The organism is Halomonas sp. (assembly GCF_052095695.1).
Taxonomy (GTDB): domain Bacteria; phylum Pseudomonadota; class Gammaproteobacteria; order Pseudomonadales; family Halomonadaceae; genus Vreelandella.
The window spans coordinates 1-6629 of record NZ_JBQDLQ010000130.1 but is presented as its reverse complement, the minus strand read 5'-3'; the positions used below and the strand labels follow the sequence as shown (position 1 = coordinate 6629).

Annotated in this window: 4 protein-coding genes and 1 pseudogene; 1 reads left to right on the top strand and 4 read right to left on the bottom strand. The window is 52.8% G+C overall.

Annotated features, from left to right (window positions below):
• The 3 genes and pseudogenes from cydB to mapR all read right to left on the bottom strand — a co-directional run.
• Nucleotides 1-495, bottom strand: a 495-nt coding sequence (gene cydB, locus ACTH5D_RS16810) for a cytochrome d ubiquinol oxidase subunit II (protein ID WP_441673243.1), incomplete at its 3' end; no start/stop codon positions are given.
• A 17-nt stretch (nt 496-512) separates the two neighbouring features.
• Nucleotides 513-1922: a cytochrome ubiquinol oxidase subunit I gene (locus ACTH5D_RS16805; protein ID WP_193067621.1), complete on the bottom strand. Its 1410-nt coding sequence runs from the start codon at nt 1920-1922 to the stop codon at nt 513-515.
• 250 nt (nt 1923-2172) lie between these two features.
• Nucleotides 2173-3583: pseudogene (gene mapR, locus ACTH5D_RS16800) on the bottom strand (GntR family transcriptional regulator MpaR).
• Nucleotides 3584-3892: 309 nt separating this feature from the next.
• Between mapR and ccoG the strand changes: the two are divergent.
• On the top strand, nt 3893-5356 hold the full coding sequence (ccoG, locus tag ACTH5D_RS16795) for a cytochrome c oxidase accessory protein CcoG (protein ID WP_193059688.1): 1464 nt from the start codon (nt 3893-3895) through the stop codon (nt 5354-5356).
• A 201-nt stretch (nt 5357-5557) separates the two neighbouring features.
• Here ccoG and ACTH5D_RS16790 read toward each other — a convergent pair whose 3' ends face one another.
• Complete coding sequence (locus ACTH5D_RS16790) at nt 5558-6481, bottom strand: carbon-nitrogen hydrolase family protein (RefSeq protein ID WP_193059689.1); 924 nt, start codon at nt 6479-6481, stop codon at nt 5558-5560.
• Between the last annotated feature and the right edge of the window lie 148 nt (nt 6482-6629).

Sequence of the window (6629 nt, the reverse complement as noted above, 5' to 3'; positions counted from 1 at the left end):
GATACCGCAAAATAGCGAGAATGGCGTTAGCCAATCCAGCGCTCCTCCGCTGTAGTGAGTGCCGTCGAAAGCGATACCTTGAATATAAGCACCCAATGCAATGCCCTGGGCTGCCGTTGCCAGCAGCGAGCCGCCAATGAAAGCTTTATCCCATACATGCCGTCGCTCGGGGGAGGCCTTGAAGCGAAACTCAAAGGCGACGCCGCGAAAAATCAGCCCTAGCAGCATCACGATCAGCGGAATAGCCAGCGCTTCCAACACGACTGCGTAGGCGAGGGGGAACGCAGCAAACAACCCTGCTCCGCCTAGCACCAACCACGTTTCGTTACCGTCCCACACCGGCGCAACGGTGTTCATCATAATGTCTCGGTCTTGCTCGTTATGAACATGCAGAAAGAGCAAGCCAATGCCCAAGTCAAACCCATCCATGACTACATACATCATCAACCCAAACAGAATGATAATGGCCCAGGCGAGTGATAGATCAATTCCCATAGTGCACCCCGTTCTAATTAGTGAGTTGTGCTCAGCGTTTCATTGGCCGCCGAGAGAGGGCGAGCTGGCGTGCGATGATGGCCCGGGCCGCCTAGCGTAGGTGTGGAGGGCTCGCTTGGGCCTTTGTTTACCAAGTGCATCATGTACACAACGCCGGTGCCAAAAACCGCCAGATACACCACCACAAAAATAGTTAAGCTAATGCTGAGGTGAACAGCACTGTGCGCTGATGCTGCATCGGTGGTTCTTAATAACCCGTAAACTACCCAGGGTTGTCGGCCTACTTCTGTGGTAAACCAGCCCGCTAGCAGTGCCACCAGACCTGCTGGCCCCATGCATAGGGTGCAGATAAGAAATTTATGGGAGCCATAAAGTTGACCTTTGAGGCGCAGGATGTTGCCCACGATGGCAAGCAAAATCATTAATACGCCCAACCCCACCATCAAGCGAAAGCTCCAAAACACGATGGTCGAATTGGGTCTGTCTTGTGGGGCGAACTCTTTAAGGGCGGGCACCTGCTCGGTCAAACTATGTTTTAACAGCAGGCTTCCCAGCACAGGGATCTCCAGTTTGAAACGGGTTTCTTCGCGCGCCATATCGGGCCAGCCGAATAGAATGAGTGGGGTGGGCTCGCCGCTGCTGTTATCCCAATGCCCTTCGATAGCGGCGATTTTGGCAGGCTGATGTTTAAGCGTATTGAGGCCATGAAAGTCTCCCACCACAGCCTGTAGCGGAGCGGTGATTGCCAGCATAATGAGTGCCATGGAAAGCATCGTCCGTACCTCGGCAGACTGCTTACCCCGTAGCAGCAGCCAAGCGCTGGAGGCAGCGACGAATAAGGCTGTACTCAAAAAGGCGGCTAGGGCCATATGGGCAAGTCGATAGGGGAACGAGGGGTTAAAGACAATCTTCATCCAGTCAACTGGAATCACCGCGCCATTAACAATTTCGTGCCCTTGAGGTGTCTGCATCCAACTATTGGAGGAGAGAATCCAAAACATCGACACGATGGTGCCGAGTGCAACCATACAGGTAGCGAAAAAGTGTAAGCCTCGGCCGACACGTTCCCAGCCAAATAGCATTACGCCTAAAAACCCGGCTTCAAGGAAGAAGGCGGTAAGCACTTCATAGGTGAGCAAGGGCCCTGTGATGCTGCCTGCAAAGGCGGAAAATCCGCTCCAGTGGGTCCCAAACTGGTACGCCATCACAATGCCGGATACCACCCCCATCGCAAAATTAACGGCGAATATTTTTGACCAGAAATGGTAAAGAAGGCGATAGGTATCCCGTTGGGTTTTAAGCCAGAGACCCTCTAATACCGCTAAGTAGCTGGCTAGCCCGATGGTGATGGCAGGAAAGATAATGTGAAAGGAAATCGTAAAGGCAAACTGAATTCTGGCCAGGTCAACGGCCTCAATTCCGAACATGGTGCTTCCTCCGGTGACAGCCACCCTCTTTAACTCAATAGCGGGCCGGTATAGCCGCTGTGTGGCTTCATCGGAGTAGTCTATTGTCTGCTGTATTTCATAACAGACTCAGATTTTTATTAAACAACCATATCAGTTGATTGAGAGCGCCACGAGGTAAGCAACATGGCGGCAATAAGTTGTGACCGGTCTACTAGAATCGAGTTGTTAAAACAGGGCTGTTAAAATAGGGAGGATTAAAACAAGGGGGTTAAAAAAGAGTTAATAACTGCCCCAGGGTTTCCATGCCCCGCTCGCTGCGTGCTGTCCACGGGTGGCCATAGCTTAAGCGTACACAGTGTCGGAACTGCTGGGTTGCAGAAAAAATGGGGCCTGGCGCTAAGCTAACACCGTGGTCGAGCGCCATGTTAAATAAGCGTAGTGAGTCAACTTTTTCAGGAAACTCTACCCATAAAAAGTAGCCGCCATCAGGGCGGGTAATACGCGTTTGGGTGGGAAAGTAGCGGTCTGCAGACGCCAGCATACTACCTTGTTGGGCTTCCAGAGCGTGGCGGAGCTTACGTAAGTGACGGTCATAGCCGCCCGTGCTGTAAATAGTCGGCAATGGCTGCCTGCGCGGGAATGGAGGGCGAAATAGTCGTCATTAACTTCAGTCTTGAAATAGCTTCGGCGTAGCGCCCCCCGGCTACCCAGCCAACGCGATAGCCAGGCGCCAAACATTTCGAGAAAGAGCTGCAGTGAATCACTAACCCCTCATCATCAAACGCCTTCACTGGGGCAGGTGGCGTGCTGCCAAAGTAAAGCTCGGCATACACGTCATCCTCTAGCATAGGGACTTGGTGCTGCTTTAATAGTTGATAAAGGGTCTGCTTACGCTCATTGCTTAGGCTGGCGCCGAGCGGGTTTTGCAGATGGCTCATAAACCAGCAGGCTTTGATAGGTAGCGACGCCAATCGCTCTGCTAACACATCAAGGTCGATACCCTCGCGCGGATGCACTGGAATCTCCACTGCACGCAGTTTTAGCCGCTCCAATACTTGCAAGCTGGCATAAAACGCTGGGGACTCAACGGCCACCAAATCGCCAGGTTGGGTCACGCACTGCAGGGCTAAGTTGAGCGCTTCCATCGCGCCATTGGTAATCACCAGCTCTTCCATTGGAAGCTGAATTCCCCCCAGCATGTAGCGCAGGGCGATTTGTCGGCACAGGTCGACATGCCCGGTGGTCATGTCGGCCACTACCTGCTGAGGAGAAAGCTCGCGCAGACCACGTGTCATGCTGGTGCTCAGCCGAGAAAGCGGGAAAAGCTCAGGGCTTGGGAAAGCTGATCCAAAAGGCACCGTTCGATCATCCTGCAGTGAGTCGAGCACCGAGAACACTAGCTCACTGACTTCTACTTCCGCGGGGTCGGTGGGCTGCAGCGTCACACGTGGCTCACCCAGCAAGCGCCGAGCATGTTCACGCACAAAATAGCCTGAGCGTGCTCGTGCTGTGATGAGACCACGGTTTTCGAGTAGGTAGTACGCCTGAAACACTGTGGATGGACTGATCCCATGGTGACGACTGGCCTAGCGAACCGAGGGAATTCGCTCCCCAGGGCCAAGCACGCCCTGACGAATCAACGTGGCGATCTCATCGGCAAATTGTTCGTAACGTTTCATGGGATAAACCGTCGGTGCGTTGAGGATAGCCCCAGGATACTCCATCACAGTTTTAAGTGGCACAAGTGAAACTCTCTGCTAGAGGGAAATGCCACTGTGACGCATGTGGGAAATTTAAAACAGGCTCAAATTCATTAATAAAAAGCATATCAGAAGGTGAATTTATAAGCTGTTTCGACGCAACTGATACGCAATATTTATCTAAAACTGCGCCTGTTTGTTAGTCAGCGTAGTGGGGATAGTGGTGGTTAATAATCGGCGACGCCCCTCGACCGTATGACCTCCACTCCCTCTATTCTGGATATCGGTATGACGCAACGCATTCCATTGCAAAACCTAACCACTGAGGCAGCGGTTGAATACCACTCGCCTTCTGCTAATGATTCCCGTCATCAGCCTGCTAGTAACAAGCCACCCAGTAATAAGCCATCCAAGCTTGGGCATATTTATGTGCGAGAAATTGGCGGCTTCTTTCAACGCATCCGGCGTTACTCAAACTGGTTGTTAATGGCGCTGTATTTTGGCTTGCCATGGGTTAATTGGGGGGACCGGCCGCTGGTATGGTTTGACCTTGCTGCCCAAGAGTTCCATATTTTTGCGGCGACGTTTTATCCACAAGACTTTATCTTGCTCACCTGGATCTTGGTGCTGTGCGCCTTTGGCTTGTTTTTGATCACGGTAGCGGCGGGGCGCGTGTGGTGTGGCTATAGCTGTCCGCAAAGCGTTTGGACCTTTCTGTTTATCTGGTTTGAGCATCGCTTGGAAGGGCCACGGCACCGTCGCATACGTCGTGATAACGCATCACGTACCTTTGACACGCTGTGGCGCAAAACCGCTAAACATGCGGCTTGGTTGCTGATCGCGCTGGCAACGGGGATCGCCTTTGTCGGTTACTTCACGCCGATTAGAGCGTTGGTGGTGGACTTTGTCAGCTTGAATGCGCACCCCTGGGCGCTATTTTGGATCGGCTTCTTCACGGTTTTTACATACCTGAATGCGGGTTGGCTACGCCACCAAGTCTGCCTCCATATGTGTCCTTACGCGCGTTTTCAGTCGGCAATGTTCGACGCTAATACACTGATTGTTTCTTATGATGCTGCGCGTGGTGAGCCTCGCCGTAATCATCATCAAAAAGCTGCTAAGACATCCAGTGTTGGTGACTGCATCGATTGTGAGCTGTGTGTTCAGGTATGCCCAACAGGGATCGATATTCGTGATGGGCTGCAGTACGAATGCATTGGCTGCGCCGCGTGTATTGATGCCTGTGACAGCGTCATGGCACGGCTTAATAAACCGCTTGGCCTCGTACGCTATACCACGGAGCGCGCGTTGGAGGGAAAAGGCACCCGTTTCTGGCGCCCTCAACTGATCGCTTATGCTGTGGCGTTGCTCTCTATGGTGGCGCTACTCGTTGGCTTCTTGAATACCCGAGTACCCATTGATGTTGATATTGCGCGAGATCGCCAAGCGTTGTTTGAAGGCACCGAAAGTGGACGCATCGTCAACTACTACAACGTAACGCTGCGCAATCAAGATACCGATCCTCACCGCTATGTGTTAACGGCATCCGGCTTGCCAGGGCTGCGCTTACAAGGCATGGAAACCATTGACGTAGAGGCTAACGAGACTCGCCGCTTACGGGTTGCTCTCAGCGCCGATGAGGGTGTTTTGACTCAACCCAGCCACCCCATTGAGCTGCGCTTTACATCGCTGGAAGAACCATCGGTAACGCGTGTTAGTGAAACGCGTTTCCTGGGGCCGTCGAGCAAATAGTAACAAAGCATAGAGTTCTGAGTGACTACTTACTCAGAACTCTATAAAACTTACTCTGCGAACTATTTGTTAAGTATCACTAGGCAGTCAGTTGCTGAGCGTCACTACGCATATGTCCTGGCGGTGCGTTTAATGGCTAACGCTACCTGGGATAGGTGCAGTTCATCTTACCCACGTAACGTCTGCCAGTGGCACAGACCGTTAGCAATTAAAGACGACCCCCTGCTTTGGCCGCTCATCGACGGTTAGCTCGAATACATCAGGGCGGGAGTAATGCCCAACAACATCAAAGTCATAGCGTGCCTGAATGAGTTGGGCGGTATCTACCTGCGCTGTTAGCAAGCCTGCCTGTTCGCGCATCGGTCCTGCAAGCACGTCTCCTAACGGGCCAACGATCAGACTGCCGCCGCGAATCAGCGGGCGATTGCTGTCCCAATCTGCTACTTCAATGCCAAGCTCGGCGGGAGAGGGTTGGATCTGACAGGCGCTAACGACGAAACAGCGCCCTTCGTGGGCGATATGGCGCATGGATGCTTGCCAGACATCGCGTTCATCCACTGTGGGGGCGCACCATATTTCAACCCCCTTGGCGTACATAGCGGTGCGCAGCAACGGCATATGATTTTCCCAGCAGATAGCGGCACCTGCAGTCCCTGCTTGGGTATTCACAGTGGTTAGGGTGGAGCCATCACCTTGAGCCCAAATCAATCGTTCTGTGCCTGTTGGCATCAGCTTGCGATGCTTGCCGATAAGCCCCTGTTCAGGGTCGAAGAATAGCGCTGAGCAGTAGAGCGAGCTGCCATCACGCTCAATAATGCCTACCACGAGGGTTGCCCCGGTACGCGCCGAGAGATCAGCAAGAGCTTCTGTTTCAGGGCCAGGAACATCAATTGCGTTAGCAAAGTAAGCGGCGAAAGCGTCACGGCCCTCGGGCAGCCGGTAGCCAAGCCGAGTGCCGAAAATCTCCCCTTTGGGATAGCCACCGAGTACGGCTTCGGGCAACACCACTAAGGTGGCACCCGCTTCAATAATGGCAGACTCATAGGAGAGGATGAGATCGAGTGTAGCGGCTTTGCCTGAGGGGAGTGAGCCGATTTGGAGAGCGGCAACGGTCGTTTGCGTCATGCTGGGTACCTTTGGGAAAAACGCGTCAAAAGTTGATAACAAAAAATGCTATAAGCTATAGCGATATTAATGAAGATAGGCTTGTTTCTGTTTGTCTTGGTTTCAAGTAATAACTGCAATTTCATTACGCGGCGAGTAAATCGTCTCG

What these genes read in the sequence shown, in the direction of transcription:
- ACTH5D_RS16805 (WP_193067621.1), bottom strand. Translation starts at nt 1,922, where the DNA reads ATGTTCGGAATTGAGGCCGTTGACCTGGCCAGAATTCAGTTTGCCTTT.
- ccoG (WP_193059688.1), top strand. Translation starts at nt 3,893, where the DNA reads ATGACGCAACGCATTCCATTGCAAAACCTAACCACTGAGGCAGCGGTT.
- ACTH5D_RS16790 (WP_193059689.1), bottom strand. Translation starts at nt 6,481, where the DNA reads ATGACGCAAACGACCGTTGCCGCTCTCCAAATCGGCTCACTCCCCTCA.